This window comes from Bradyrhizobium macuxiense, from assembly GCF_001542415.1.
GTDB lineage: Bacteria > Pseudomonadota > Alphaproteobacteria > Rhizobiales > Xanthobacteraceae > Bradyrhizobium > Bradyrhizobium macuxiense.
On sequence record NZ_LNCU01000081.1, the window covers coordinates 169,624 to 194,286 of the forward strand.

Consider the following 24,663-nt stretch of genomic DNA (forward strand, 5'->3'; position numbering starts at 1 on the left):
ATCGACGCCTCGAGGTAGTTGGCGAGGAGAAGTTGTTTCGCGGCCCCGCTCGACTACACGTTCTTCGCGACGTTCCGCGTGCGCGCGGGGCCGGCGCCGGTCACCGCCGGCTTGATGTTCCAGAGGCTCCGCACGACGGTGAAGGCGTGGGCGATGGTTGGCTCCTGGCGGCGTGCGCCGAGGCAGGCGAAGCTGAGGTCGCAGGTGAGCTTCACTTTGTCGACGACCACGAAATTGTGCGGTCGCGCGAGCCGCGGCGCGAGCACGCTGTCGCGCGCGAGGCTGAGGCAGATGCCTGACTCGACGAAGTCGATCATCGCCTCTTCCTGGTCGGTACAGGCGACGCGCTTCGGCAATGCGCCGAGAGGGCGGAAGATGTCGTCGAGCAGCCGCCGGTGGCCCGAATGCGTCGGTGTCGCGAGCCAAGGCAGATGGGCAAGCTCGGCCCAGCCCTTGCCCATCACGCGGTCGCTCCAGCCGATCGGTGCGATGACGCGGTAGTCGTAGCAGAGCAGCGGCGCCAGCTGGAAGCGTCCATCCGCGATTGTGCGCTCGGCGAAATTGTGGTGCGCGATCTGCTCCGCCGGCGTCGCGTCGACATAATAGCCGACGTCGAGCTCGCCACGGCCGATCTCCGCGAGCACATCGCCGCTGACGCCGTGGCGCAGGAACACCTCGGTGCGCTGCGCCGATGTCGCAAGGCTGCGCACGAAGGGGCCGATCCGGGTGAATTCGGGATCAAGGATGGTGCCGACGCGCAGCGTGCCGCGCTGGGCCTCCTTCAGCGAGTCCGCCGTCGCCTTGAAGTCGGATGCCGCCGCCACCGCCTTGTGCGCCAGCGGCAGCAGCGTCGCGCCGGCTTCCGTCAGGGTGAAGCCGCTTGGGGTGCGGTTGAAGAGCTGCAGGCCGGTGCTCTCTTCCAGCGCCTTCAATTGCAGGCTGACGGCCGGCTGGGTCAGCTTCAGCACCGATGCCGCACGTGACACGGTGCCTTCACGGGCGACCGTGATGAAGCAGCGCAAGGCCTGGGTACGGGGGAGCTCGCTCATTGTGGCAAGCTTGTACCACATTTCCGGCCACTTATCCGACCGGAACCGTGCGTTAAGGTCTCAGATTGACGAAAACGAAACCAGAAGTTGTCAGGCCGGCCGCCATGCGATCACGCCTTCGGTGCGGGCGCGAACCTCCGGCGAGGCCAGACAGGTCGCGACCGCCTCATAGCCGGGCGCGCCGGGAACCGGGGTGACGCAGGTCGGCAGGCTGTGATTGGCAGGGCACAGGATGATCGCCTCGTCCTCGCCGACCGCATCGAGATCGAGGATCGCATTGGATCGGGTAAGGAAGAACAGCGGTCGTGCCCCTGGCCCGCGGCGGCGCAGATGCGCCATCAGGGCTTCCTGTGTGGTCGCGTCGAGTCCCTCTTCCAGCATGTCGATCACCGGGATCGCAGGACGGTCGGCCAGCAGGGCCGCAAGCAGGGCGGTCAACGCCGGCGACTCCACCGCGCCGTCGTTCGCGAGCGCAGCCAGGCTGGCGTCGAACCTTTCTTTCAGTGCCGGGTCGGCGTCGAGGCGCGCGCGAGCGCCGGCACCGCCGTCCGCCGCGCGGTCCAGCCCCACGAATGCGGCATCCGGGAGCGCTTCCGCCAGCCGCTGCGCGAAGCGTGTCTTGCCGCTGCCGAGCGGTCCGACGATGTAGTTCAGAAGCCTGACGTCGCGCAGCTCGAAGCGCTCTCCGCCCCATGGCCAGGGCAGGTCGAATGCGACGCTGATGGCCGGCCGCGGCCTGACCGCGCCAATGACGTCGCGTGCCGCCGGTGTCTTGCCGCGGCCGAGGTCGGCGCGCAGCCGGCGGACTCTGGCGATGCTGGTGCCGGACTGGCGGATGCGCTCCTCGAGCGCGGCTTCATGCACGGTTAGCACGCGGCCGAGGATTTCGGCGTCGCCGTTCAGGATCCGCGCCACCTCGCCGATGCTGAGGCCGAGCGCGCGCAGCTCGACGATCTCGCCGCAGCGGGTCATCTCGGCGGGACCATAGGCGCGCCATCCCGCCGGCGTGCGGTGCGGAGCGATCAGGCCGCGTTCCTCGTAGAGGCGCAGGGCCTTCGCCGATATGCCGAGCTGCCTCGCAGCATCGGACGGGCTCAAAAATCGTGCGGCAGCATTCATCGAATCACCTCGCATCGTCTGACCGCCGTCCTTATGGAGGCAGCCGCAGGGGCAAGGTCAAGCGGGCAGGGACGCCGGCCGTGCCTCGGCCGGAAAGTGGATGTATGATCGAACGGTACAGGGCGGGCCACAGGACAGAGGGATCGTCAAAATGCGCACCCTTACCGCTTACCTGATCGGCGTCGTTATCGTTCTCGCCGCACTCAACGCCATTGCATGGCAAGCCGGAGCGCCGCGGCTGCACAGCCTGAATGTGTTCTCCGCCGGGTTCGCCCTCGGCGTCCTCGGGACGTATCTGTCGGCCTGGCTGAACGGCTACCGCCGGGTCGCCTGATCTCGAACCGGGGCGATGATTGGGAAGTCGGCGGTGGCGGCGTCATGTCGCGAGAACGCGAGCTGTGTCCCCACCCCCAGCTGTCATCGCCCGGCCTCGGCCGGGCGATCCAGTACGCCGCGGCCCATCGATTCAATCACAACAGCCTCTGGAATACTGGATCACCCGCATGCGCATGCGCGGATGATGACACCGTGGTTGTTTGGCTGCGGACTGCAAAACCAACTCCAAAGTCGTCCCTGCGAAAGCAGGGACCCATAACCACGAATGGTTATTGTTGATCGACATTGGAATGACGAGTCCTCATACAACATCCGCCGCGGCTTATGGGTCCCTGCTTTCGCAGGGACGACGGCGGTGTGCGCGGCGAGTTTGTACCGCGATCCCACCGCCAGCTCGCCTCACTCCAAATGGTTCACCTTCTTCACCCACGCGCGCACGTCGGCGAGCGCGTCGGGCAGCACGGCCTTCACCTCCTGCACGGTCATGCCAGCCTTGATGCGGGGATCGTAGAGCAGGTTGAGCAGATATTGATCGTAGACGTCGAAAAAGCCCATCGAGACGCTGTCGTTGAACATGGTCCAGGGTACGGTCGCGGTGTCGTTGATGGGGCCGAGCGATTGCAGCAGCTCCTCATACGCGCAGTCGAGGAAGACGAAATCGCCGTTGTCGACGGTGAGGATCACATCGGAGTGCTCGATCTCGTAGTTATCGTTTTTGCGGAAGCCGGACAGGCATTGCGGGTCGAGCGAGGTGCGGATCTCCTTGGCGCGCTCGCGGCCGTAGAAGGTTGCGATGGTGTGGTAGAGATCGTGGTCGCGCACCAGCTTGACCAGCACGTTGGCCGTGCCGTTGTCCTCGGTCATCGCGATATCGAGGTGCTGGACCTTGGCGCGGATGTCGGCGACGACTTTCGCGAGCTGGGCCTTGCGGTCGGCGCGGCTGCCGTCGGCGAACACGCGCACCGGGCTGTCGTATTTTCTGATGCGATCGACCCGCCCGGCAAGATGATACTCGGCGCCGAACGCGGTCTTCAGGAAGCCCTCGACGATCTCGGTGTCGGTGAAGACCTTCTTCTCGCTGCGCTGGCGCGAGGTAATTGCCGGAATCTCGGCGGCGACGGCGGATGTGACCGCGGCATCGACGGCGGCAAGCGCTGCGGCGGCGAGGAGCAGGATCGAGATGTAGTGGCGCATTCCCGCGACGCTGCCGCAAGAGACGCGGCAGCGCAAGGCTGGATCAGCCATCATGCCGGATGGCTGCGCCGACGCCGTTCGAGGTCGGCGCGATCAGTTCTTTACCACGACGGTGGTGCCGACCGAGACGCGGTCGTAGAGGTCCTTGACGTCGTCATTGGTCATGCGGAAGCAGCCGGACGAAACTGCCTGGCCGATCGTCTCGGGCTCGTTCGAGCCGTGGATGCGGTACAGCGTCGAGCCGAGATACAGCGCGCGTGCGCCGAGCGGGTTTTCGATGCCGCCGGCCATGTGACGCGGCAGATCGGGACGGCGATGCAGCATCTGCGAGGGCGGCGTCCACGACGGCCATTCCTTCTTCGCCGAAATGCGGTGCACTCCGCCCCAGCGGAAACCGTCACGGCCGACGCCGATGCCGTAGCGCAGCGCCTGGCCGCCGGGCAGCACCAGATAGAGCCGGCGCTCGGCGGTGTTCACGACGATAGTGCCGGGTGCATAGTTGGTTGGGTAGTAGACCGTGGTCCGCGGGATCGGGCTTGCGCCGCTGCCGAAGAAGCTCGGGCCGAAGCCCATGAAGTCGCGGGTGTCGCTGCTTTCGGCCAGCGCCTGGCTGGCGCCGGCCAGCATCGTGAGCGCAGCAAAGATCAGAGCAATCGGGCGCATCGTCGTGATCTCCAAGGACGCATCAAATATGTATCGAGACAGGCCACAATCTCAGGTGTTTCGCAACAGACGATGCCGTGAGATGACAAGTTTCGAACAACACGGTTTAAAAAGGCAACACACTGCACGTGATACCAGCATTGTCCCGCTAAACCTTTGACGAAACGGGTGAACAGTGGTTGATCTTGACCAGAGCTCGAGAACATCTCTGACGGGAGTGAGACCATGAATGGTGCGGAAAGCCTGGTGCGGACATTGGTCGCAGGCGGCGTGGACGTCTGCTTTACCAACCCGGGCACGTCGGAGATGCATTTCGTCGCGGCGCTGGACAAGGTCCCGGGCATGCGCTGCGTGCTCGGCCTGTTCGAGGGCATCGTGACCGGTGCGGCCGACGGCTACTTCCGCATGAAGGGCACGCCGGCCTCGACGCTGTTGCATCTCGGGCCCGGCCTCGCCAACGGGCTTGCCAATCTGCACAACGCCAAGAAGGCCCATTCCGGCATCGTCAACATCGTCGGCCAGCATGCGACCTATCACATCGGTTACAATGCGCCGCTGACGTCTGACATCGAGGGACTGGCGCGGCCGATGTCGTCATGGGTACGGACCTCGCCGGATGCGAAGTCGGTGGCCGTCGACGGTGCCGCCGCGATCGCCGCCGCCAAGAGCGCGCCGCCGCAGATCGCGACGCTGATCCTGCCCGCCGACACCGCATGGAACGAGGCCGACGGAATTGCCGAAGTGCCGGCGGAGAAGCAGCGCCCGGGCTATTCGCCGCAGGCGGTGGATACCGCGGCGAAGATCCTGCACGGCGATGCGGCGCACACGCTGCTGCTGATCACCGGCAGCGCGCTCTCGGAGCAGGGGCTGGTGCTGGCCGAGCGGATCGCCGGCAAGACCGGCTGCACCGGGATGGGCCAGACCTTCCACCCGCGCATGGCGCGCGGTCGTGGACGGTTCTCGATCAACCGCATTCCCTATGTGATCGAGCAGGCGCTGCCGATCCTGGAAAAGTTCCGGCACATCGTGCTGGTCGAGGCCAACGACCCCGTGGCGTTCTTCGCCTATCCGAACAAGCCGAGCCTGTTGAAGCCGGAAGGCTGCGACGTGCATCGCATGACTGCGTGGGGCGAGAATTCGGTCGCGGCGCTCGAGGCGCTTGCCGGCGCGCTTCATGCCTCGGCGAAGGACGTCAAGCCGCAGCAGCTGCAAGAACTGGTCAAGCCGACCGGCGCACTCAACTTCACCACGATCGCGCAGGCGATCGCCTGCGCGATCCCCGAGAACGCCATCATGGTGGATGAATCAGTCACCACCGGTCGCGGCTTCTTTCCGCCGACGGCGGCCGCGGCACCGCACGACTGGCTGCAGAACATGGGCGGCTCGATTGGCTTCTCGACGCCGGTCGCGACCGGTGCTGCGATCGCCTGCCCGGACCGCAAGGTGATCTGCATGGTCGGCGACGGCAGTGCGATGTACACGATCCAGTCGCTGTGGACGCAGGCGCGCGAAGGGCTCAACGTCGTCACCATCGTGTTCGCCAACCGCATCTACCAGATCCTGCGCGGCGAATTCGACAATGTCGGCGCCGGCGAGCCGGGGCAGCGGGCGCAGGACATGCTGAAGATCGACCGGCCGACGCTCGATTTCGTCGCGCTCGCCAAGGGCATGGGCGTACCCGGCCGCGCGGTGACCAATGCGGACGAGTTCAACAAGGCGCTGGCGGAAGCCGTCGCCGAGCCGGGCCCGCGGCTGATCGAAGTGCAAATGTAGCGCGCACGTTCCCACCGGCCGCGGCGGCGGCCCCTTTCAGTCGGAGGCCTGATGCAGACCGCGCTGAACAAGGTGATCACCGCCCTGCAGGACTTCTATGCGCAGGAGAGCTTCCTGCTGGAGCGTGATCTCGGCGAGCGGACACTCACTCACCGGCTGGCGGTCTATGTCGAGAGGCAGTTCGCCGGCTGGCAGGTCGATTGCAATTACGACCGGCTCGGCGAACGCACGCTGAAGCTGCCGCGCGGCTCGACGGTTTCGTCCGACGATCATCTCGGCAAGTCGATCTATCCCGACATCGTCGTGCATCAGCGCGACATTCCCAACAATTTGCTCGCCATCGAGTTGCGCAAGGACAGCAATCACCAGCCGATCGAGCACGATCAGCACAAGCTGCAGGGGTTGACCGATCCGCATGTCTGGTTCGCCTACGAGATCGGCGTGCTGGTGACGCTCGCGCGAAACGGGGTGAGCTTCTCGGAAGTCTATGTTGGCGGCGGAATCGAGCGCGTGACGTCGCTGTGGTTCGCCGAAAGGTTGCGCGCGAGCGGGCTGAAGGAGACGCGCGACGACGGTGCGCAGCATTAAGCCTGTCGCGGAATCATCGGCGACGCTTGTGCGTGATAGCCCGTTTGGATCATGCGCCGCCTGCATCATCGCGCCACAAGTGAGGTGCGGCAGGTGGAGCAATTACAGGAGTTGGTGGTCAATTTTCAGTACGATCCGATGGTGGTGCCCATCACCGGCTTCGCTTCGCTTCCCCCTCCGCACCCTGAATTCACCGGCGGTGACGGCCGATCTGATCGCAACGTCACTGGCTGAAACAGCGAAAGGCCGCCCCCCGGGCGGCCTTTCCCATGCGCATGGTGCGCGATTGTTTCCCACTATTGCTTGGTCGCATCGTCGCCCGTCTTGGCGCTCGACTTCTTGGCGGTCTTCTTCGCCTTCTTCTTCTTCGGCGCCATCTTGGTGGCCTCGCCCTTGGTCGCGGTATCGGCGCTTTGCGCTGCCGGCGCGGGGGTCCCGCCGGTCGTGCCCTGCGCGAATGCGGTGGACGACAGGAAGGCGAGGGCGGTGGCGGCGAGGATGAGTGTTCGCATCGGATAGTTCTCCCAGTTGCTGTTTGCCGTTTCCGGCGGGCCTCAACGGGACGGATTGTCGCAGGGTTCCGCTACACAGATCAGTTGTCTGTGAGCGCCGCGTGATCAGCGCGGCCTGCGCCCGCCGGGCGGAACCGGGAACCTGCCTCCGCGTTATGCTGATGGGCAGGATTTCCGAGGAGAGGCGCCATGCGTTGGCGATCAATGACGGAAACGACCGATGCGGTGCTCGACACCGCTCCCGAGAACGCCTTCTACGCGGCCGGCTGGACCATCAGCGGCGTGGCAACCCTCGCCACCATCATCGCGGTCTGGATGTTCGGGATCTGAGGGGCAGCCATATCGGCGGCATCCGCCGGCCTCCGCTGGCGAGCAACTGGGCCGCTGCGCCGATCACCAGTGCCGCCGTCGGCGCGAATAGACGGCGCAAATGGCGCGATCGAAATTCACTTCCGCAAGATAGCGAGCGCTTCGCGATAGAGCTGCGAGAAGCAGACCAGCAGCGCGCTCGACAGCAGGAAGGTCGAGATGCTGTCGTAATCGGCAGCCGTGGGCCAGGCGAACTCGAAGCAGGGCGGCATGAAGACCCACCACACGATCGGGACCGTGATGATGGTTGCGAAGGCGCCGGCGGGCGCGCCGCCCAGCAGACCCGCGATCAGGATCGCAGGCACGAAGCCCGCGAAATAGAGCTGCAGGCCGAAGGTCGCAAGCGCCTCCTGCATCGCGGTCGCCAGCACCACCGCCAGCAGGGCGGCGGCGAATGTGGACAGCGACCATGGTCGCAGCCTCAAGATGTAGTCGTTGCTCTTGCGCATCGAGTTCCCCCGCCCCCGCGAGGTGCGGGAAGGTAGCGGAGGAGGACAGCAAATAAAAGTCCGTAGGATTCCGTGGTCGGCGTTCCCGTCCGCGCCGGTGCGATCTCCACGAAAGCGAACCGCAATGGTCAAGCCCCTGCCGCATTGTCGCGCTTACTGCACTGCGGCAGGGTGCTTGCGGGGACAACACAATGCTCGGACTTGTGATCATTTTCATCGCGCTCGGCATCGGCTTCGGTTCGGGATACGCGCTCCGAGAGATGAAGTCCCGCCGTCGCCGCCGGGCTGCGCGTGGAGACGTTCCGGTGGTCAAACCGCAGCGGCCGGCGATCCCGGTTGCCGGTGCCGGACGAGACGACGTCATCAATCTCGAAGGGCTTCTGGTCGCGGCCAATGACGACTTCTCCGGCCGTCGCCAGGCGTCACGCGACGCGCGGCAGGTCGATCCTCGTCGTCAGCCTGATGAATTCGACGGGGCCGTGCGCGACCTGCTCGGCGAACTCAACCGGCGTCCCTCCGCACAAGCTCCCCGCCCCGTGCAGCAGCAGTGAGCCGAAGGCCGGACGGCTCGGTGGTCAGCGTGTGGCGCTTGGCGCAGTAAACCGAGAATTATCGGTAGATAGTATCTCACGCGCTTTCGCGGATCAGGTCACTATTGTCGGTGTCGGCAAATCCCGCTTGCAGGACTTCCTCGCGTTTGTGCCGCAGATGAGTTCGGAGGATGTGAGAAAGGCCGGTGCTGTCGCGTCTTTGTAGCGCGTTCAGGATCGCTTCATGCTCCTGCACCGCGAGCGCCCAACGTTGCGGCGTCATCGGGGTGACGTAGCGGGCGCGTCGAATGCGTGCGGTCACCGACGCATAGAGTCCCGAGAGGACCGGATTGCCCGCTGCGGCAACGATTGCCTCGTGGATGGTGCGGTTGCCGCGATAGTACTGGATCAGATCGCGCTCGCGATAATGCTGCACCATGGCGGCGTGCGCGGTGGCAATCAATTCCATTTCGGCATCCGTGATGCGTTCGCAGGCGAGCTCGCCGGCGAGGGCCTCGAGACCTTGGCAGACCTCGAACAGGTCGCGCATGTCCTTGTCGGTCAGTTTCGCCGCGCGCGAACCGCGATGGGGCAGAAGCAACACCAGCCTCTCGGCCGCAAGCACCTTGAGCGCTTCACGCAACGGCGTGCGCGAGATCTGCAGCCGTTCGCATAGCTCGCGTTCGGGAATCCGCGCCCCTGGCGTGATCTCGCCGTCGAGCAGAATGTCGCGGATGCGGCCGACGACTTCCTCGTGAAGCATGGGTCCTTGGGCTCCAATTGAATGCAAAAATGTACCTTTAGACGAAAGATTGCAAGTTCTTGCTTGAAAATCGCTAATTTTGCATTCAAAAATGCGAAAAACAGAGGTGTCGATAGGACAGGCCGATGCAAAGCGATCAATCCACCGCCCGCCGTTCGGGGCCGCTTGCCGGCCTCAAGGTCGTCGATCTCACCCACGTCATGGCAGGGCCGACCTGCACCTTGATGCTCGCCGACATGGGGGCCGACGTCATCAAGATCGAGAAATCGCCGAATGGTGACGACACCCGTCATTCGGTACCGCCGAAGATCGGCGACGAGGCCGCCTCGTTCTTGATGATGAACCGCAACAAGCGCGGCATCGTGCTCGATCTGAAGACCGATGGCGGCAAGCAGGTATTGCGGCGATTGATCGCCAGTGCCGACGTGCTGGTCGAGAACTTTGCGCCCGGCGCAATGGAACGCTTGGGCTTCGGCTACGACGCACTGCACAAGGAGCATCCGGGGCTGATCTATTGTTCGCTGTCGGGCTTCGGCCGCACCGGACCCTATAAACATCGCAGGGGCTTCGATCTGGTGGCGCAAGCGATGAGCGGCATCATGAGCTTCACCGGCGAACGCCCCGACGGGCCGCCCGTGAAATGCGGACCGCCATTGTCCGATATCACCGCCGGCCTGCTCGCCAGCATGGGAATCCTGGCCGCCTATGCGCATCGTCTCAAGACCGGCGAAGGACAGTGGGTCGAGACGTCGCTCTATGAAGCGGCCCTGGTGCAGACTTATTGGCAATCGACGATCGCGCTTGCCGCAGGCACCGCGCCGCGCGCGATGGGCTCGGCTCATCCGCTCAACGCGCCCTATCAGGCTTTCGAAGCCTCCGACGGCTGGCTGGTGGTCGGCGGTGCCAACAAGAAGCACTGGCTGCTGATGCTGGAAGCGCTCGGCGCCAGCGAGCTTGCCGCCGATCCGCGCTTTGCGACCGGCGCCGACCGCATGGCGCATCTAAAGGAGCTCGAAGCGGTCTTGAGCGAGCGCTTCCGCACCAGGCCGCGGTCGCATTGGCTCGCAGCGCTCGACGAAAAGGGCGTGCCTTGCGGACCCGTACACGACATGCTGGAGGCGCTGAGCGATCCGCAGACGCTTGCCCGCGAGATGGTCGTCGAGGTCGAGCACTCCACGCTCGGTGCCGTGAAGACAATCGGCCTTCCCGTCAAATTCTCGGAGACGCCGGGCAAGGTGCGTTCCGGCGCCCCGGTCTATGGCGAGCATACGCGCGAGGTGCTGGCAGAGCACGGGTTCGACGAGGCGCAGATCGAAGCGCTCGAGAAAGAAGGCGCAATCGTTTCGACATCCAGGGAGCGCAAAGAACGCGTCGCCTGAGCAGACGCCGAGACGACTGATCAAACGAAACACAAAAAACACAAAATGAGTTGGAGGAAATCATGGGTCGGACGCCTCTATTCCTGTTGTCCGTCAGTGCGGTCGTGCTCGCATGCAACGGACCGGCGTTTGCGGCCTGGCAGCCGCAGAAGCCGATCGAGTTCGTGGCGACGGCAGGGCCGGGCGGTGGCACCGACAATATCGCCCGCGCGGTACAGAACATAATCACCAAGTACAAGCTGACCGATGAGCCGATCGTCGTCGTCAACAAGGGCGGCGGCAGCGGCGCGGAGGGCTATGTCTACGGCAAGGCCTCCGCCGGCGATCCCTATAAGGTGATCTTCGGCACCTCAAACGCGTGGCAGCAGCCGCTCGTCTCCAAGGTCGCCTTCAACTACACCGATCTGACCCCGATCGCGGCGATGGCGCAGGACGAGTTCCTGCTCTGGGTCAAGCAGGACGCCCCCTACAAGACCGCGGGCGACTATCTGAAGGCAGCCGCAGCGGGCGAGTTCAAGATGGGCGGCGCGCAGTCCAAAGACACCGACGAGGTGCTGACGCGCATGATCGAGAAGGCCGGTCACGTCAAGATCACCTACATTCCCTTCAAAAGCGGCGCCGAAGCAGCGGTGCAGCTCGCCGGTGGGCACGTCGACTCCCACGTCAATAATCCGAGCGAAAGCCTCGGCCAGTGGCGCGGCGGCACACAGCGCCCGCTCTGCGTCTTCAGCCCAAAGCGCCTGCCGGAAGGTCCCAAGATCACCTCGACCGAAGGCTGGAGCGACGTTCCGACCTGCGCCGAGCAGGGCCTCGACATCAAGCAATATGAGCAGCCGCGGACGGTCTGGCTTCCCGGCAAGGTCACGCCCGACCAGGCCGCATACTATGTCGACCTCATGAGGAAGGTGCAGGCGACGCCGGAGTGGAAGGACTATATCGAGAAGAGCTCGCAGATCGACACGTTCCTCACCGGCGCCGACTTCGACAAGTTCATCAAGCAAGACCTGGAGCACGTCAAACAGGTTGCGAGCGAGCAGGGCTGGCTGGTCAAGTGAGCCGGCGAATGACTGCCCGCGTGACATGTCGTTGTCCGAAGCCTGACTGGAGCCTTCGATGATATCGCGCCGCGCCCTCGAATTCGCGACCGCCATTCTTACCGGCAGTTTCGGTGTCGCGGTGGTGATCCAGAGCCTCGACAACGGCATCGGTTGGTCGAGCGCGGGCGTGGACCCCGGCACGTTCCCGTTCCTGACCGGAATCGTGATCGTGGCCGGCAGCCTCTACAATCTTGTACGGGGCGCGCTTCCCGCGATGTCGCCTGCGAACGTCCCGATCGCCATCACCTCGGTCGAACTGCGCCGGCTTGCCGGCCTGTTCGTGCCGGCCGCTATTTTCGTTGCCGCGATCCCGCTGCTCGGGATCTACATCGCTTCGGCCCTCTACGTCTTCGCGGTGCTGGCCATTCCGCAGCATCGATCGATCCTGTGGTCGATTGCGATCGCTGCGGCGACCTCGCTCGCGCTTTACGTGGTGTTCGAGCGCATGTTCCAGGTCGAGCTGCCGCACGGCTGGCTCACCGCCGCTCTCGGGTTCTAAGGGAGAGCCCGATGGACAATCTCTCGGAGCTCCTGCACGGGTTCACCATCGCGATCACCGTGCCGCATCTGGCCTTGATGGTGATCGGCGTGCTGCTCGGCATTCTCGTCGGCGTGCTGCCGGGGCTTGGCGCGCCGAACGGTGTGTCGCTGCTGCTGCCGCTGACCTTCGGCATGCAGCCGGTGTCGGCGATCATCCTGCTCTCCAGCATGTATTGGGGCGCGCTGTTCGGGGGCTCCGTGACCTCGATCCTGTTCAACATCCCCGGCGAGCCGTCCTCGGTCGCGACCACCTTCGACGGCTATCCGATGGCACGCGATGGGCGGCCGACCACCGCGCTCGCTACCGCCTTCGGCTCGGCGGCTTTCGGCGCGCTGGTTGGCGTTATCCTCATCACCTTCCTCGCTTCATGGGTCGCGCAGGTCGCGCTCGCTTTCGGGCCGCCGGAATATTTCGCGGTCTATTTTTTGGCCTTCGCGAGCTTCGTCGGCATGGGCGGGGCGGCGCCGATCAAGACGGTGGTGGCGCTCGCGATCGGCTTTGCGATCGCTGCCATTGGCATCGACACCGTCTCCGGCAGCGTGCGTCTCACGATGGGCATTGACGAGCTGGTCAAGGGCGTGAGCTTCGTCGTCGCGGTGATGGGCCTGTTCGGTATCGGCGAGTTGTTGGTCGCGGTCGAGGAGGAGTTTCATGCCCGCGCCGTCTCCTCCAGGATCGACTGGCGCGAGGTGTTCGGGGCGGTCGGCCGTCTGCCGCGCCACGGCGTTGCGTTGCTGCGGAGTGCGGCGATCGGCTGCTGGATGGGGATCACGCCTGGCGGTCCGACGGCGGCCTCCTTCATGAGCTACGGCATTGCCCGCCGCTTCTCGCGCCGCGGCCGCTATTTCGGCACCGGAGAAGTCGAGGGCATCATCTCGCCGGAGACGGCCGATCATGCCGCCGGCACCAGCGCACTGTTGCCCATGCTCTCGCTCGGGATTCCCGGTTCGGCCACTGCGGCCGTCATGATGGGCGGCCTGATGATCTGAGGCCTCAACCCCGGGCCGATGCTGTTCGTCGACCAGAAGGACTTTGTGTGGGGCCTGATCGCCTCGATGTATGTCGGCAACATCGTCGCCGTGGCGCTGGTCTTGCTGACTGTGCCTGTGTTCGCGGCCCTGATGCGGATTCCCTTCGTGATCATCGCTCCGCTGATCGTGATCATCTGCGTCGTGGGCGCCTATTCCGTGTCGAACTCCTATCTCGACGTGGTCATGATGCTCGGCTTTGGGGTCGTCGGCTATCTCTTCAAGAAGCTGTTCTATCCGCTGGCGCCCTTGGTGCTCGCGATCGTCATCGGTGACAAGGCCGAGGATGCGTTCCGGCAGTCGATGCTGATGTCCAAGGGATCGCTGGGGATCTTCTTTGCGAACAAGCTGGTGACGTGCCTGGTGGTGACCGGCATCGCGCTGCTGCTGCTTCCGCTCGTGCTGCAGCTCGCGCGGCTCTTTGGCAAGCCTGCGTCCTCCGCCACTGAGGCGACAAGCGAGGAGAAGGTGATCATATGACCGCAAAGCCGCTCGTTGCGCTCGCGATGGGAGATCCCGCCGGCATCAGCCCTGAGCTGACCGCAAAACTCGCGGCGCTGGACGAGATTCGTGCCCGTGGCCGGCTCGTCGTGATCGGCGACCGGCGCATCTTCGACGAGGGCGCACGCGTTGCCGGCGTTGCGCCGGAGCTGGCGATGGTGGAGCTTGGCGCCGACTTTCGCTCGGCAAAGGGCGATGCGCTGTTCGTCGATCTCGGCCATCTCGATCCCAAGGAGGTCGAGCCGAAGGCAGCGACCCTGGCCGGTGGAAAATTCGCCCTGACGAATTACCGCCACGCGCTCGAGCTTGCCCGCGACGGCCGTGTCGATGCCGTCTGCTTCACGCCCTTCAACAAGCAGGCGATGCGGTATGCCCGCCCGGATTACGACGACGAGATCGCGTTTTCCGCCGAGGTCGTCGGCCTCAAGACGCCCGCCAGCGAGTTCAACGTGCTGGACAAGCTCTGGAATGCGCGGGTCACCTCTCACATTGCGCTAAAGGACGTTGCTTCGAAACTGTCCGGCGACCGCATCCATCGTGCGCTCGCGCTGACTGATGCTTGCATGCGCAATGCCGGCTTCGCGCGGCCGCGCATTGCGGTGGCTGGCCTCAATCCGCACGCCGGCGACGGCGGCAACTTTGGCCGCGAGGAGATCGATGTCATCGCGCCCGTGGTCGCAGCCGGCCAGCGCGAGGGCATTGCTGTGGAGGGTCCGTTTCCCGCCGACACGGTGTTTCTGCGCGCCAAAGCCGGAGCCTTCGATGCGGTGCTGACGATGTATCATGATCAAGGCCAGATCGCGATGAAGCTGATGGGCTTCGATCGCGGCGTGACCCTGCTCGGCGGCTTCCCTTTCCCGATCTGCACGCCCGCGCACGGCACCGCCTACGACATTGCGGGGCAGGGCGTCGCATCGGTCGGTGCGAGCCGCGCGGCGCTCCTTCTCGCCGCTGAGATGGCGACCGTGGGCGCGAGCAATGCTAAGGCCACAGCCAAAGCTTCCCTATGACGATGAGCCCCAAGGCGATCGACCGGCAGGCATTGCATCTGCGGCCAAGTCTGAATCGTTCGCTGGGGTAGCTTCCCCGAGCACCGTCTGTCGCCAGATGAGTTGAACTCTCTCGATGACCAGGCGAGCATCAGCTGCCAAGCGCCATTCCTTTGCCGTTGAGCAGGACTTCGATTTCCCGCTCGTCAAAGCCAGCCTCTTCCAAGATCTCGCGAGAGTGCTCACCGAGTCGGGGTGGTACGCGACGGATAGCTGCCGGGCTCTCCGAGAATCTTGTCGAGGGTCTAGCCTGACGCACCTTTCCTTCACTCGGATGGTCGATGATCGTGAACATCTCCACCGCCTTGAGGTGAGGCTGTTGATCAATTTCAGAAATCCTTGCGAAGGCTGTATGCGGCACATCCAGGCGCAACAGCAATTCCTCCCATTGGGACGTGGTCCGAGTTGGCCCAATTTCGTTCATGCAAGCGTAGATCTTGTCTATGTTCTGCGATCGTAATACCGGATCTTTGACGCAAAGTTCCTCGATCAGTTCGGGTCGACCAACAGCCTCAAAGAATGCGCACCAGTTTTCGCCGGAGTATGGGAGCATGGTTAGCCAACCATCCTTGGTCCGAACCGGTCGACGTTCCTTCATGCGCTTGTAGCCTATCGGGCCGATCGGCGGTTCGAATGCCGCGCCGCCGAACATCTCGATGCTGTTGAAGCCCGCGATGGTCTCCAGCATCGGCACTTCAACCATTTGCCCCGTGCCGGTTTGTTCTCTCCGGAAGAGTGCCGCGGAAACTGCTCCGGCGAGAGCGAACGCGCAGATCTTGTCGCCGACCAGGCTCGGAACAAACTCCGGCTCTTCGTCAGATCCAATCGATGACGCCAACCCCGAAGCTGCTTGGATCACCTCATCAAAGGCAGGACGTTTTGCCCATGGCCCATCCTGGCCAAAGCCGGTCGCGGCTGCATAGATAAGCCGTGGGTTTAGTTGCTCGCAGGACTCGTACCCGAAGCCGAGTCGGGCCAGGGCGGCCGGCCTGATATTGGTCACTAGGACATCTGCGCTCGGGATTAGCCGTTGCAGCACGGATTTACCGTCCGGGTGCTTCAAGTCGATGGCGAGGCTCCGCTTGTTGCGATTGACAGCCATGAACTGACCGCTCATCCCACGATTGCGAAACTGCCCGGTGTATCTCCAGGCATCGCCGGTCAGCGGCTCGACCTTGATCACATCGGCGCCCCAATCACCCAGAATTTGCGCGGCGTAGGGGCCGAATAAGACACTTGTAAGATCTAGAACTCGAATTCCGCTCAACGGACCCGTCTGTGTCATTGCCCTGCTTCGCTTCTCTCTCAACGTGGAGATCGGCAGCAAGCATCTTTGCTGGCTGCTGATCAATCATTTCTTACTCGCCTAGCACGTCTCCGAACAGCTCCCATGACTTTCCATTGAATCGGGCCATTTGTAGAGCCTGGTCTCTATGCCAACGGTCTCCTGCTGCGGTAAGGACTGACCCAGCCGAATTCGATACCGCCGGTAGAATGATCTGCGGCTTCGAGCCCAGTTCAGCAGTCTTTCTGACGGCCTATGCGGCAAAACCGTACGATGCATCGTTCGCACAGTACTATAGCTCGGGCCAAGTGATGGTGGATGAGCAGTCGGCTGGCTGGACGATCGACGCGCTCTTAGTGGTCGATCTTGAGTAGGGTCCGCGGCGGTCCTTGATCTAAGCCGTGCAGGTTATCAAGAAGTGTCCGTGTCCGTCGCGGTCGTCGAGTAACTGCGCCGCCGAGTTGCGGAACGAAGCTCGTAAGCGATCGCTACAGCGTTGAACTTGTGCAGGCCAAAATTGAGCGCAATGTCTCTTTCATTTCTGCAGCGGAGCAACGCCAAACGCCTCGCTTGTGGCGAAAGGCCGCAAGCGCATAGGCGTGGCGCTCTGCCTTCCCATTCGCGCCCGCGAGGTTTCCGCCGTCATCGCCAGGTCTGAGTGCGCCAGCGCTGATGGCAATCTCGGTCAGCTCGCGGCGCATGTCGTCGCGGGCTTCTTCCAGTTCACGCCAATCGTACATGGTGCGGCAAATCTTTCAGTTCCTGATGCCGGAGCGCGGCGGCCCCAGCCGACGGGATCGGGAACTAGGGCCGCCTATGGTGGCGCTCCCAGAGTTTCGCCAGATGATGCATGGTGCAAGAGGTTTCCAATCCGGAGCAACCATCGCCCTAACGAAAAAGCCCCGGGCCAAGGCCCGGAGCTTTCCATGTCGGTTGAGTTAAGCGAACGATCAGTAGCGCGCGACGGTCGGTCCACCCAAGTTGAACCGGTAGTTCAGGCCCGCCTTGATGGTGTGCTGGTCGTTGCGGAAGCTGCCGACAAAACCGAGAGAATCGAACACGTTGACGTCGCCGAAGTTGTAGTACTGGTACTCGATCTTGCCCGACCAGTTCTGGGTGAACAGGTATTCGAGACCGGCACCAACGGTATAGCCGTCACGGCCGCCGTCGCCGCCGAAGCCGTTGGAGAAGCGCGAGTCGGCCCAGGCATAGCCGCCCTTGGCGTAGAGCAGCGCCGGGCCCCAGGTGTAGCCGAGGCGACCGGTGACCGAGCCGAGGCCGCGATTGGCGAAGCTCGAGTTGGTGTCCAGGAAGCTGTAGTTGGCTTCAAGACCGATCACCCAGTTCGGCGCGAACTGGTAGTCATAGCCGGCCTGCACGCCGCCCATGAACACGCCGTCGTTGCCGCCGCCGAAGCCCGGGGCGAGGATGTTGTCGCTGCCGCCGAACGCACCGCCGATGTGACCACCGATGTAGAATCCGGTCCAGTTGTAGATCGGAGCCGGAGCAACATACGGCGGAGCCTTGGTGTAGGGCTGAGGCGCGAGATCGGCCGCGGAGGCGGACGAGACCGCGCCGAGCGCGATCAGGCTGGTCGCAACAACAAGCGAAATTTTCTTCATCGTTTCATTCCAACTTTTGTACTGGCCCCAAGGTCATCGCGTATCAGACACGAGCAGAATTGCTGTAACTTTGCTGCAACAGGTGAGGCCAAACGAGGCTTGGCATTGGTGGGAACTTTCGCACCACTGGCGATGCATTGCCGGCCGCATTCGGACGAAGCGCTTAGCCGGATCAATGGTTGTCTTCCTGGAACTGGCTTTGGATCGCGCGCACCGTTCGGAGGCCACCCGGGGTGGCTTGCGACTTTTTAGCGCGGCTCTCTACCAGCCGGCGGGGACACGCTCAATGTTGCCTCGATTTGAACATCATATCGACATTGCAGGGAACGCGACACGAGTAGCAACCACTTGGATTTGAGAGGTTACGCAGATTTCGACGGCCCCGGCGTGTGTCTGAGGGATCGCGCCGGGGCCGTCTTGGTCGGATTGGCTTTCGATCCGGGGCTAGTGGAGGCGGAGCCGATCCGATGCGGTGATCAGATCACAACCTTCTTTTGATGGAAGTGCAGTTTGTGCCAACGCAACCAGTTCCGCTGCCAAGATTGCATCATAATTGATGCACAACCAATGCACGCTCGCGTGTTGTCGCCTCAATGGATCGCCGTCAATCTGCATCTTCCCCGGTGATCGTGGGCGGCTCATGTCCGGCACTGGACTCGCAAGGTGCGTCGGCTGTTGTCACCGGGGAACGAGGGCTGCTCGTTCAAGAAAAAGAAAACGGAGACAACCGCGATGCCAGAGTCAACAAACAAGGAAGTCGCCGACATCGCTCGCAAGCTGATCAAGCTCATTCTGCGCGAGCACCCTGTTACCGACCCGCGCGTGACGACCGTGACGATGGTGAAAGCGCTGATCGCGGTGATCATGACGATCGGCGAGGTTGCCGGCATTTCGCGACAAGCGATTGCCATGGAGTTTGACATTGCCGCGCAGAATCTTCGTGACGACAAGGTCCTGCACATCGGCCCCGGGAGGGACGCATACCCTCAATAGCCGTGTGCGCACGCGCGTGTTGCTGTCTCATTTAATCCGCAACAACCTAAACCAATCCTCGGCGTGGTGTTCGCGCATGTGGCACCAAACCCATGCGCGGACTGCCGTCGCCGGGGTGTTGCGCTATCCTGCAGCAGTTCTCACACTGACGGATGTTGAGGCCACCGGCGCCAACGCATTCCACGCCAAGCCAAAGCTTGCACCGGCACCGCACAATGCGTCGCCAACGGTTGCCAAGCGGATTTCCCATCCGCGTCCACACCGGCGTGAAATGAGAACCTCGGACGATCCAAATCCACCAACGTCACGTTTCCATTCGCGTAGCAATATAATTAATTCTTTCTCTTCTGCGCTCAATTCCATTCTCGACATTGCATCACCGCACATCAAGCCGCCCCAACAGGTGATGCTATCGAAAGCCGAAACTCGCCGTCAATGCGCGCGTGCACATCAGCGGTGTGCGCAGTTCCATTGCATCTCTGCCTGCACATGCAGATCGGCCATCGTCCGCCGACACGCGCGGCGCCGTAAGCAGGCAGCTCGCGCATCAGCACCTGAAATGCCGGCATGTTTCACGGACGCGCAGCTCGAAACCGAACCCCTTCACTACGAGGCATTTGCTCGTTGTGCATTTCGTGGACCCGTCAACCTGACACCGCGAACATATTCTCTTTGGGATGCGCGCCGCAGCTGGCTCAGAGAGCGCCATCGAAGAGATTTGCACAGACCAGCCGAAAGCAACGAAGCGGCGAGGGCGCGCCGTGGAGCAGTCGGGTGCGCTTTCCATCGTCGTCAGTTTTCCGAAAGTGAGCTAGGTGGACGCCATCGTCGATGCGGCATCGGTTCAGGCCGGCGGCTACCGATATGATGCAGAAGGCAAGGCGAGCCGGGCGACCCCGGCCGCGCAGGATAGCCGCTCGCGATCATCCCGCAGTATGACTTCCGGCACTTCTGCGGCGGGCAAGACCGGGAGAGGTTCAACGCGCGCCAGCGGCGGTTCTGCGGTGCTGGGGCGGGCGGTCCCGGCCATCCCCATAGCTACCCCACGGTCGGGACCGCCTCGCCTGCACTAGGTAACCGCCCTATGCCGTTTGATGATCGCGTGCTCCGCCGCCTCATGGAAGCTGGGGTGATGGTCGTAGCCATCGCCCTCGTTGTGATTTCCACCTATTTCAGGATGCATGGGCCACAATAGCCCAGTAAGTCCCCGCGCGAGACCGATCAACTACGCCTGGCCGCAAGTACCGTTGGCGGAATCTGAACTATGGGCTTCAATTGATCCTGCAGCCGGTGGGCCGCCGGGTCGACTGAACCTTGGCAAGAGTTGTCGGCCATCGCCGGCCGGGTGCGCCCCCGCTTGTGTCGCCCGGCCGGCCTCGGGGCCTACCACGCAAACACTGACCCGCCGATTTCTCACGGTAGGGCACCATACCAGATCACGAGCGCGAATATCACCAGCAGGACGACGGCGATGATCGCTTCGCTTGTGGGCATTTTCATCGGCTATCGACCAAGTCGGACTTAGGGCGCAATCAGACTCAAGGTCAGCGCCCCCACGAGTCCAACGCATGAAATCATCAAGACAAGAAATAAAATGTCGAGACGGCCCATTTTGGCCTCCCGCGAGTAAGTATGTTGGTCGCGGTTCTCCGTTCTAAGGTTCACACGCGGCTGGGTGGTGCCTCCGCTTGGGTTCGCCCGGCCAACCTCCACCTATCGCGCCGCGCCATTTTGAAAAAGCCCAGCGGCTTAGCTGGCTCGCCGCCGGGCTCTATCGCGAACAATACGGGCACCTCGAAATGCCGCGATCCTATTGGTGACGAGCAGGCTGGCGGCAGTGGCTTTGGTCACGCCGTCGGATTTCTGAAGAGGTACCCCCAACCTCCGATCACCACGCCCCGCCGCCGTCGGCCTCGGCGGTCCGGATCTCCTGTATTGCCGAGTTTCGACGGTCGACCAGACCTTGGCGCATCGGCCGAGGCTGCCGGTTTCCAGTTTGATGACGTGGTCGCCGACGACGGCGTGTCTGGCGTCTCGACGCGCCTTGCGGATCGTCCCGAAGGCCACCGGCTTTTCGACATGCTGCGCTCTGGTGACACGCTGGTGGTCCGCTGGGTCGACCGGCTCGGCCGCAACTATGACGACATCAGTGAAACCATCCGCGAGTTCCTGCGCCGTGGAGTGGTGATCCGGACCATCATCCACAACATGACATTCGACGGCGCCACCAAGAATGTGGTGGATAGGGCCGTCAGGGATGCGCTGAGCGCCTTCATGGCCGCGACCGCTCAGGCGCAAGCCGAGGCCACCAAAGAGGCCCACCGGGCCGGGATCGAGCACGCAAATTCCAACAACGAGTATCGTGGTCGCTAGCCGAGCTACAGCCGCGAACAACTCGCGATGGTGCAGAACATGCTCGGCCAGAGCAGCGGCGTCGCTGCCATTGCGAAGACCACCGGCTTAAGCAGGCAGACGGTGTATCGAATCCAGAACGATCCGGCCGGTGCCGAGGCGGCGTTGGCGAACTGGCAATAGATGTGACCAACGGCACTACCGGGCCTGTGTGCGTTGGTTTTGATGCCGGGCGATGTCAGACGGAGGCCGATCTTTGACGAGAGAGCGACGCGCCAAAGACGCCGCGGATGCGTTCCAGCTTCTTCGTGCGTTCCGCTCGCTCGATCTTCCCACGCGCCGCCGCGTCGTCGAGATCGTAGAGGCGATGACTGAGAAAGAAGCGCCGGCCAATCGCGGTCGCAGACCCAGCTACTCCCGCACGCAACTGCGTCTGGTGCAAGAAATGCTGGCCAAGGATGTCAGCGACGCCGAGATCGCGAAGGCGACCGGTCTCAGCCGGTCGGCCGTCTATCGCATTCGGCGCGATCCTGCCGGCGCAGAGGCGGCACTCGCGAGGTGGGGCGCCGTGGATCGTTCTCGATGATGCGGAGTTTCAACTGACGCACCTGCGCCAGTTGGAGGCGACCATGTCCGACATCCACGCCACTGTGCACCAAAACCAAACCCACCTTGTCCTTAAGATCGGCAAGCGCTTCATCGTCTATCGTTGCGGCGCCATCGACCGGCCTGTCAGCGCGCATACCGACTCGGCGAGCGCAATCGAGGACGCCGACCGGCGCGACGAAGAAATCGAACAGCTCCGACGCAGGCGCCTCTGATCAGCCGCCATCGCCACGCCAGCCCGCCAGCGCGTCCCGATCTCTGCACGTAGGGCAGCCCCCTCCGGGCGGCCTTTTGTCGTTATCCGGGGAACGTTTAGGGGTTCCAGCTTCGGGTGCCCCGGAACGGACCAGGGCGGGCCGCCTAGAAGCTCGACCGGCGCCCGGCTTTGCGGCTGACATCGGCGCCGTCACTGACGCGGAAGTATTTCAGCGCGAATTTGCCTTCGCGATTGCGGAACGGACCGCCGCAGTTCAGGCAGGTCAATTGACGATCGTTCAAGGGCGGGGCCTCGACGCGTACGACTCGGTAGTCTGCGTTGCAGGTCGGGCACCGGAACAGCGTGGCCTGGGTATCTGGCATGGGACCAAACCTACGGCTACAATTGAGCAAATGATTGGCGCGGGGCCGCCAGCGGGCACCCGTGTGCTTTGTTGCGATCACGCCGCGTCGTGGTCGGGACCATGACGTTTCACGGCGTGATGATCCGTGAGGATAAGCGCGGCGACGGTGAGCACCGAGACGAAGGCAAGGGCGAAAATTGCGATATCGATCATGACGGCCCCTTCCGGAAGAACCAGCCTGGTCGCGATATTGGCGACAGCCAGCCTTCCGGGGAGGTGCCGTTCGTCATCTTGTGCCAACCAGCCCGCACGCGGGGCTTCGCTCGTGCGCTGGCCGGGATCGGCCGCACCAACTCACCGGCCAGACGGCGAACGCGCCAGGCGGCGTTTTTTGCGAAGACATTTCTCGCGCAAAATCGGTGCGGCCTGCGGTCTTCCAGATTCGGGCAATGGATCCGGGCTGCTTCTCCCCGCGGCGCCTTATTGAACGTTCAGTAAAGTCTATTTGCTAAACACTTCGATCACCGCCCGCCTTGGTTGTCCTGCGATCCAAGACGAGGCGACGATTGCCGCGCCGATACGGTGTGGCGCTCGAATACATGCGTAGTCCTGGGTTCCTCGCTGGTCGTCGATCGCGACAATCTTTTCGCGGGGCTCGCGCGAAACCCGCTTGACGATCCCCAAAATTTAGTAATACGTTTAGTATTACAAAAAACTAAACATCGCGCATCGAGCTGATGCGTGGGAGGAGCCCACCCCATCCGGTCACGTTTCCGGACATGGTCCGTCTCGTCCCATCATCGCTCATCAACTCGATTTCAGAGTCTTGGCGTCGTTCCCGAGAGGGCGCGCCGAGCGGGTTAGGTGCACCAACGATAGAGAGGAAACGGATATGCGAAGAATGAATTGGCTACGCAGTACGGCGGCGTCCGCGGTCCTCGCGGTCGCGGCGCTCGGGGGTCTCGGAGGTGGCGAGGCCGCAGCCCAGGGCAAGCAGCTCACCCTGTGCTGGGCAGCGTGGGATCCGGCCAATGCTCTGGTCGAGCTGGGCAAGGACTTCACAAAGCAATCCGGCATCGAGATGAAATACGAGTTCGTCCCCTGGACGAGCTACGCTGATCGCTTCCTCAACGAGCTCAACTCCCACGGCAAGCTCTGCGACCTGATCATCGGCGACAGCCAATGGATCGGCGGTGCCGCCGAGAACAAATGGTACGTCAAGCTCAACGACTTCTTCGACAAAGAGCACATCTCGATGGACGACTTCGTTCCGGCGACCGTCGTCGGCTACTCGCAGTGGCCGAAGAACACGCCGAACTATTGGGCGTTGCCGGCAATGGCCGATGCGGTGGGCTGGACCTACCGCAAGGACTGGTTTTCGCGGCCCGAGATTCAATCCGCGTTCAAGGCCAAGTACGGCCGCGATCTGGCGCCGCCGAAGACCTATGACGAGCTGAAGCAGATTGCCGAGTTCTTCCAGGGCCGCGAGATCGACGGCAAGAAGGTCTATGGCGCCTACATCTTCACCGAGCGTGGCTCGGAAGGCATCACGATGGGCGTCACCAACGTGCTCTACAATTACGGCTTCGCCTACGACAATCCAAAGAAGCCTTATCAGATGCAGGGCATCGTCAATTCCGCCGACGCTGCCAAAGGTCTCGAGTTCTACAAGGAACTCTACAAGTGCTGCACGGCGCCGGGCATGACGAACGCCTACATGCAGGAAGGGCTCGATGCCTTCAAGTCCGGCCAGGTCGCAATGCAGATGAACTGGTTCGCCTTCTTCCCCGGCCTCTACAAGGATCCGAATGTCGGCGGCGACAAGATCGGCTTCTTCGTCAATCCGGCCGGCCCGAAGGGGCATTTCACGCAGCTCGGCGGACAGGGCATCTCGGTGGTGGCAACTTCCGACCACAAGGACGACGCGCTCGCCTACATCAAATGGTTCGCGCAGCCTGCCGTGCAGCAGAAATGGTGGCAGATCGGCGGCTACTCGGCCCTCAAGGCGGTGGTCGACGCGCCGGACTTCCCCAAGAGCGCGGCGTTCGCGCCGCAATTCCTGGAGTCGATGGGAATCGTCAAGGACTTCTGGGCCGAGCCGTCCTACGCGCAGCTGCTGCTCGACATGCAGAAGCGGGTGCATGACTACGTCGTCGCCGACAAGGGCACGGCGCAGCAGGCGCTGGACCTCCTGGTCAAGGACTGGACCAAGGTCTTCAAGGAGCAGGGCAAGGAAGTCGCCTCGCAATAGCCGGCGCCCGCACTTTGCCTGAACTGGCTTCCCCGAGGCCCGCCTCGGGGAAGC

25 protein-coding genes and 2 pseudogenes are annotated in these 24,663 nt (G+C 63.2%); 16 read left to right on the forward strand and 11 right to left on the reverse strand.

Annotated elements, in window-relative coordinates:
• Positions 1-53 precede the first annotated feature (53 nt).
• Together AS156_RS23965 and AS156_RS23970 are read right to left on the reverse strand one after the other, a co-directional pair.
• The gene (locus AS156_RS23965) at positions 54-1,049 is read right to left on the reverse strand and encodes a LysR family transcriptional regulator (protein WP_066509347.1); all 996 of its coding nucleotides are present in this window, start codon (positions 1,047-1,049) and stop codon (positions 54-56) included.
• 90 nt (positions 1,050-1,139) lie between these two features.
• Positions 1,140-2,168 carry a MerR family transcriptional regulator gene (locus AS156_RS23970; RefSeq protein WP_066509350.1) on the reverse strand — a complete coding sequence of 343 codons (1,029 nt, stop codon included), beginning with the start codon at positions 2,166-2,168 and terminating at the stop codon, positions 1,140-1,142.
• A 151-nt stretch (positions 2,169-2,319) separates the two neighbouring features.
• Between AS156_RS23970 and AS156_RS23975 the strand changes: the two genes are divergently transcribed.
• Positions 2,320-2,502, forward strand: coding sequence for a hypothetical protein (locus AS156_RS23975; protein ID WP_066509353.1), 183 nt, complete (start codon positions 2,320-2,322; stop codon positions 2,500-2,502).
• Between the two features lie 401 nt (positions 2,503-2,903).
• On the opposite strand, the gene AS156_RS23980 is transcribed toward AS156_RS23975, so the two are convergent.
• Both AS156_RS23980 and AS156_RS23985 read right to left on the reverse strand, forming a co-directional pair.
• Positions 2,904-3,698, reverse strand: coding sequence for a DUF2927 domain-containing protein (locus tag AS156_RS23980; RefSeq protein WP_066509486.1), 795 nt, complete (start codon positions 3,696-3,698; stop codon positions 2,904-2,906).
• Positions 3,699-3,791: 93 nt separating this feature from the next.
• Positions 3,792-4,361, reverse strand: coding sequence for a L,D-transpeptidase (locus AS156_RS23985; protein WP_066509489.1), 570 nt, complete (start codon positions 4,359-4,361; stop codon positions 3,792-3,794).
• A 225-nt stretch (positions 4,362-4,586) separates the two neighbouring features.
• Here AS156_RS23985 and AS156_RS23990 point away from each other — a divergent pair, with 225 nt between their 5' ends.
• From AS156_RS23990 to AS156_RS24000, 3 genes are read left to right on the forward strand one after another with little or no spacing between them, the layout of a single operon-like run.
• Entirely contained in the window at positions 4,587-6,134 is a 1,548-nt protein-coding gene (locus tag AS156_RS23990) for an acetolactate synthase large subunit (RefSeq protein ID WP_066509356.1), read from the forward strand.
• A gap of 51 nt (positions 6,135-6,185) precedes the next feature.
• Complete coding sequence (locus AS156_RS23995) at positions 6,186-6,722, forward strand: hypothetical protein (protein WP_066509358.1); 537 nt, start codon at positions 6,186-6,188, stop codon at positions 6,720-6,722.
• Positions 6,723-6,773: 51 nt separating this feature from the next.
• Positions 6,774-6,956 (forward strand): hypothetical protein, encoded by a 183-nt coding sequence (locus AS156_RS24000; protein ID WP_066509361.1) that lies wholly within the window; start codon positions 6,774-6,776, stop codon positions 6,954-6,956.
• Between the two features lie 62 nt (positions 6,957-7,018).
• Here the strand turns inward: AS156_RS24000 and AS156_RS24005 are convergent, their stop codons facing one another.
• Complete coding sequence (locus AS156_RS24005) at positions 7,019-7,234, reverse strand: hypothetical protein (protein WP_066509363.1); 216 nt, start codon at positions 7,232-7,234, stop codon at positions 7,019-7,021.
• A 189-nt stretch (positions 7,235-7,423) separates the two neighbouring features.
• Between AS156_RS24005 and AS156_RS43005 the strand changes: the two genes are divergently transcribed.
• Positions 7,424-7,564, forward strand: a complete 141-nt coding sequence (locus AS156_RS43005) for a hypothetical protein (RefSeq protein WP_160331135.1) — start codon at positions 7,424-7,426, stop codon at positions 7,562-7,564.
• 116 nt (positions 7,565-7,680) lie between these two features.
• Here the strand turns inward: AS156_RS43005 and AS156_RS24010 are convergent, their stop codons facing one another.
• A complete protein-coding gene (locus tag AS156_RS24010; RefSeq protein WP_066509365.1) occupies positions 7,681-8,052 on the reverse strand; it encodes a DUF4118 domain-containing protein in 372 nt (123 codons plus the stop codon).
• A gap of 191 nt (positions 8,053-8,243) precedes the next feature.
• Here AS156_RS24010 and AS156_RS24015 point away from each other — a divergent pair, with 191 nt between their 5' ends.
• Positions 8,244-8,603 carry a hypothetical protein gene (locus AS156_RS24015; protein WP_066509367.1) on the forward strand — a complete coding sequence of 120 codons (360 nt, stop codon included), beginning with the start codon at positions 8,244-8,246 and terminating at the stop codon, positions 8,601-8,603.
• Between the two features lie 76 nt (positions 8,604-8,679).
• Here AS156_RS24015 and AS156_RS24020 read toward each other — a convergent pair whose 3' ends face one another.
• Entirely contained in the window at positions 8,680-9,345 is a 666-nt protein-coding gene (locus AS156_RS24020; RefSeq protein ID WP_066509370.1) for a GntR family transcriptional regulator, read from the reverse strand.
• 125 nt (positions 9,346-9,470) lie between these two features.
• On the opposite strand from AS156_RS24020, the gene AS156_RS24025 reads away from it, so the two are divergent.
• The 5 genes and pseudogenes from AS156_RS24025 (at position 9,471) to AS156_RS24045 (ending at position 14,901) form a co-directional block, all read left to right on the forward strand.
• A complete protein-coding gene (locus AS156_RS24025) occupies positions 9,471-10,724 on the forward strand; it encodes a CaiB/BaiF CoA transferase family protein (RefSeq protein ID WP_066509373.1) in 1,254 nt (417 codons plus the stop codon).
• A 62-nt stretch (positions 10,725-10,786) separates the two neighbouring features.
• The gene (locus tag AS156_RS24030; RefSeq protein WP_066509492.1) at positions 10,787-11,779 is read left to right on the forward strand and encodes a Bug family tripartite tricarboxylate transporter substrate binding protein; all 993 of its coding nucleotides are present in this window, start codon (positions 10,787-10,789) and stop codon (positions 11,777-11,779) included.
• Between the two features lie 58 nt (positions 11,780-11,837).
• A complete protein-coding gene (locus AS156_RS24035; RefSeq protein WP_066509376.1) occupies positions 11,838-12,320 on the forward strand; it encodes a tripartite tricarboxylate transporter TctB family protein in 483 nt (160 codons plus the stop codon).
• 11 nt (positions 12,321-12,331) lie between these two features.
• A pseudogene (locus AS156_RS24040) lies at positions 12,332-13,870 on the forward strand (tripartite tricarboxylate transporter permease).
• Positions 13,867-14,901: a 4-hydroxythreonine-4-phosphate dehydrogenase PdxA gene (locus AS156_RS24045; protein WP_066509379.1), complete on the forward strand. Its 1,035-nt coding sequence runs from the start codon at positions 13,867-13,869 to the stop codon at positions 14,899-14,901. Before AS156_RS24040 ends, AS156_RS24045 begins: the two are co-directional and overlap by 4 nt.
• Positions 14,902-15,031: 130 nt before the next feature.
• Here AS156_RS24045 and AS156_RS24050 read toward each other — a convergent pair whose 3' ends face one another.
• The 3 genes from AS156_RS24050 to AS156_RS24060 form a co-directional block, all read right to left on the reverse strand.
• Positions 15,032-16,225, reverse strand: coding sequence for a CaiB/BaiF CoA transferase family protein (locus tag AS156_RS24050; RefSeq protein WP_066509384.1), 1,194 nt, complete (start codon positions 16,223-16,225; stop codon positions 15,032-15,034).
• Positions 16,226-16,713: 488 nt separating this feature from the next.
• Positions 16,714-16,965 carry a hypothetical protein gene (locus tag AS156_RS24055; protein WP_066509385.1) on the reverse strand — a complete coding sequence of 84 codons (252 nt, stop codon included), beginning with the start codon at positions 16,963-16,965 and terminating at the stop codon, positions 16,714-16,716.
• Positions 16,966-17,175: 210 nt separating this feature from the next.
• Positions 17,176-17,847, reverse strand: coding sequence for an outer membrane protein (locus AS156_RS24060; protein WP_066509386.1), 672 nt, complete (start codon positions 17,845-17,847; stop codon positions 17,176-17,178).
• Positions 17,848-18,510: 663 nt separating this feature from the next.
• Here AS156_RS24060 and AS156_RS24065 point away from each other — a divergent pair.
• The 4 genes and pseudogenes from AS156_RS24065 (at position 18,511) to AS156_RS24080 (ending at position 22,013) form a co-directional block, all read left to right on the forward strand.
• Positions 18,511-18,840 (forward strand): hypothetical protein, encoded by a 330-nt coding sequence (locus tag AS156_RS24065; protein WP_066509388.1) that lies wholly within the window; start codon positions 18,511-18,513, stop codon positions 18,838-18,840.
• Positions 18,841-20,770: 1,930 nt separating this feature from the next.
• Positions 20,771-21,375 (forward strand): annotated as a pseudogene (locus AS156_RS24070) (recombinase family protein).
• A 73-nt stretch (positions 21,376-21,448) separates the two neighbouring features.
• Positions 21,449-21,778 carry a helix-turn-helix domain-containing protein gene (locus tag AS156_RS24075; protein WP_066509391.1) on the forward strand — a complete coding sequence of 110 codons (330 nt, stop codon included), beginning with the start codon at positions 21,449-21,451 and terminating at the stop codon, positions 21,776-21,778.
• Between the two features lie 43 nt (positions 21,779-21,821).
• Positions 21,822-22,013, forward strand: a complete 192-nt coding sequence (locus tag AS156_RS24080) for a hypothetical protein (RefSeq protein WP_136626404.1) — start codon at positions 21,822-21,824, stop codon at positions 22,011-22,013.
• A gap of 145 nt (positions 22,014-22,158) precedes the next feature.
• Here AS156_RS24080 and AS156_RS24085 read toward each other — a convergent pair whose 3' ends face one another.
• Positions 22,159-22,377, reverse strand: a complete 219-nt coding sequence (locus tag AS156_RS24085; protein WP_066509400.1) for a hypothetical protein — start codon at positions 22,375-22,377, stop codon at positions 22,159-22,161.
• Positions 22,378-23,250: 873 nt separating this feature from the next.
• Between AS156_RS24085 and AS156_RS24090 the strand changes: the two genes are divergently transcribed.
• Positions 23,251-24,609 carry an ABC transporter substrate-binding protein gene (locus tag AS156_RS24090; protein WP_066509403.1) on the forward strand — a complete coding sequence of 453 codons (1,359 nt, stop codon included), beginning with the start codon at positions 23,251-23,253 and terminating at the stop codon, positions 24,607-24,609.
• The last annotated feature ends 54 nt before the right edge of the window (positions 24,610-24,663 follow it).